The 2,883-nt window shown below is 61.1% G+C and carries 2 protein-coding genes; both read right to left on the reverse strand.

Features of this window, described 5'->3' with window-relative positions; translation table 11 throughout:
- Positions 1–294 precede the first annotated feature (294 nt).
- Positions 295–2,667: a glycoside hydrolase family 3 N-terminal domain-containing protein gene (locus C4885_RS15865; protein WP_114001262.1), complete on the reverse strand. Its 2,373-nt coding sequence runs from the start codon at positions 2,665–2,667 to the stop codon at positions 295–297.
- A 25-nt stretch (positions 2,668–2,692) separates the two neighbouring features.
- Positions 2,693–2,883: hypothetical protein (locus C4885_RS16870; RefSeq protein ID WP_207657614.1), on the reverse strand; the 191-nt coding region annotated here is incomplete at its 5' end.

A 2,883-nucleotide genomic window follows, 5' to 3' on the forward strand; every position in this document is an offset into this window, starting at 1 on the left:
AAGCCAAAAGCGCAGATAATACTGGATGCTGCAAAGGTGAGCGCCGCCAGTGGCGGAAACAGCGAACCGAAGCAGGGGCAGCGGTCGCAGAGTGCGAGGGGCCTTTGCCCCCGAAGCACGATGCGGGTACCGCAACCCGACATTATCGAGCATTTTGGCAATGCAGCTGCCGTGCCGCAGCTGCCGGAGCGGTGCTTAAGCCGCAAGGCGGGAATTGTGCGGTGTTGCCTAAAGAAAAAACGAACCATTCCGGCGCGGTCGGGTGAGCGCGCCCTACAGGGCAAAAACTCGTCTTTATTCTTCCACCACATCCCACTCCGCAAAATATTCCCGTGCTTCGGGCAAGATTTCGCGGGTGCAGGGCTGAATGTAATCGGCGGTCAGAGGGAGGTCAGCGCTGTTGGGGCCAGCTGAGATGGTGAACCGCCCGGCTTCTAGGTGCCAGACACTGTATTCGTCCGGGAAAGCCATCTGGTTGAGATTAAACCGGAACCGCACGGTGCGGCGCTGGCCCTGCGGTACGGTAATGCGGGCAAAACCCAACAGTTCCAGTTCCGGCCGCACAATGGTGGCGATGGCATCGCGGCCATACAGCTGCACCACAGTCTCGCCGTCGCAGCTGCCGGTGTTATGCACCGTGACCAACGCTTCGGCAGTGCCATCGGGGTCCACGATCAGGCTCAACGCCTCATACGCAAAGGTTGTGTAGGATAGGCCATAGCCAAAGGGGCGCAGCGGGCGGAAGTCCGACTGCCAGTAGCCGTCCGGGTTCAGGGAACCCGCCACAAAGCTTTGGCCGGTGGTCCCGCGGTGTTCAGCCATGAACATCGGCTCGTGGCCCGCGGTGCGGGGCAGCGGCAGTGGCAGGCAGCCTGCGGGGCTGTGGATACCGGCAATCAGGGCGGCCAGCTCAGTGCCGCCCCAGGTGCCGGGGGTGAATGCTTCCAGAATGGCGGCGGCGTTGGCGTAAATATGGGGGCTGGTCAGGGGACGGCCATCTGTATGGGTTACGATGGTACGCGGGTTTGCAGCCAGCACCACACGGGCCAGTTCTTCCTGCGCACCGGGCAGATCCAGGCTGGCGGCATCGTTACCTTCGCCGGTATCACAGTGGCGGCCCCAGCCATTTTTTCCGCTCAGGCACAGGATCACGGCATCCGCGCTTTCAGCGGCCGCGAGGGCGGCGGCAAAGTCGGTCTGGGTGGGGTCGAGATAATCGCAGCCCTGGGTGTAGGTGCAGTTGGGGTAAAGCTCCTGCAGGGCTTCAAAAATCGTTTTGGCTTCGGGGCGGGATTTGTGAATCTCGCGGTCGGTGGCGGCAAGGTCGTACTTGCGCACTGGTTTGGCGGTGGATTTATCGCCCACGCCTGCCATGGCACTGGAATCCTGCACCACCTGGAACATTTCCAGCATAGAGGGCTGGGTGTAGCCGCCGTACAGCAGGCGCAGGCTGCTGGCACCGGGTCCAATGACAGCCAGCTTGATGCTGCGGTCGGTAAGGGGCAGGGTGTTGCCCTCATTTTTGGTCAGCACAATGCTTTCCCGCGTGGCGCGCTGCTCGGCAGCAGCGGTGGGGGCAAACGCAGCGGCGTGGTACTGCTGCCACTGGGGGTAAGGCTCATCAAAAAGGCCAAGTTCAAATTTGAGCGTCAGCACGCGAAGAACGGCGCGGTCCAGGTAGGAGATATCCACCTTGCCTTCGGCAAAGGCGTGGGTCATGCCATCGGCATAGCCAAGGCGGTCGGGCAGCTCCATGTCCAAGCCCGCGGTCAGGCATTGCAGCGCGGCATCGGTGATATCATCCGCAGTGGCCAAGATATCGTCTAGCAGGCGTTGTACTGAGCGGTAGTCGCTGACTACCAAACCGTCAAAGCTTAGTTCGCTGCGCAAAAGGTCAGTCAGCAGCTTGCGGCTGGCGCAGACGGGGCGGCCCTCCCATTCGGAATAGCTGTTCATCACGGTGCGGATGCCCGCCTTGCGGATGGCAGCCTCGAACGGTTTGGCGAACACCTCGCGCAGTTCGCGGGCATCGGCCTGGGTGCGGGTCAGGTTCAGTCCGCCCACAGTCTGGGAGTACCCCAAAAAGTGCTTGGCGGTGGCGGCCACGCCGGTGCTCAGGTCGTCGCCCTGCAGGCCCTGCACAAATGCGCAGCTCATAGCGGCACTCAAGGTCGGGTCGCCGCCATATGTCTCATTCACGCGGCCCCAGCGCAGGTCCTTGGCAACGTCCAATACCGGCGATAATGCGTGCAGAATGCCCATGGCGCGCATCTGGGTACGGATGGTATTGGCCATATCGCGCACAAGGGCGGTATCAAAGGTGGCGCCTAGGCCGATGGAGTTGGGGTAAAGCACGGTATGCGGGACTACCGGCCCACCCAGTGCTTCGCAATGGAAGAGCGCCGGAATGCGGTGGGGCGAATGCTCCATCACATACTGCTGCACATCCCGCAGGCGGGCAGCCAGTGCTTCGGGTTCTTCGCAGATATCCAGCAGGGCAATTTCGCCGATGCCGCCGGAAAGATCTTTGGCAGTCAGGTCGGTGTCCTCACTGACCAGCATGGTGCAGCCCAGCTGGCGGACTTTTTCTTCCAGCGAAAGTTCTTTCAGCAATGCCGCAGCCCGCTGGCGCGCCGCGGTGGAGATAAGGCGGTTGGAGATGTTCATGGGCAAGCCCCTTTCTAGTTAGGAGTTAGGAAGTAGGAGTTAGGAGTTGAATAAGCAGAGCCTGATGATGGAGCCTGAAAATATCTATGGCAATACCGCATAATTCTAAGTGTCGATACGGCGAGCGAGGTGCGGCAGCTGCTAAGCCAAAAGCGCAGATAATACTGGATGCTGCAAAGGTGAGCGCCGCCAGTGGCGGAAACAGCGAACCGAAGC

This window comes from Subdoligranulum sp. APC924/74, assembly GCF_003324125.1.
Lineage (GTDB): Bacteria > Bacillota > Clostridia > Oscillospirales > Ruminococcaceae > Gemmiger > Gemmiger qucibialis.

Bases quoted from the DNA above. Each gene is read 5' to 3' on its own strand.
- C4885_RS15865 (WP_114001262.1), bottom strand. From the start codon at position 2,667: ATGAACATCTCCAACCGCCTTATCTCCACCGCGGCGCGCCAGCGGGCT.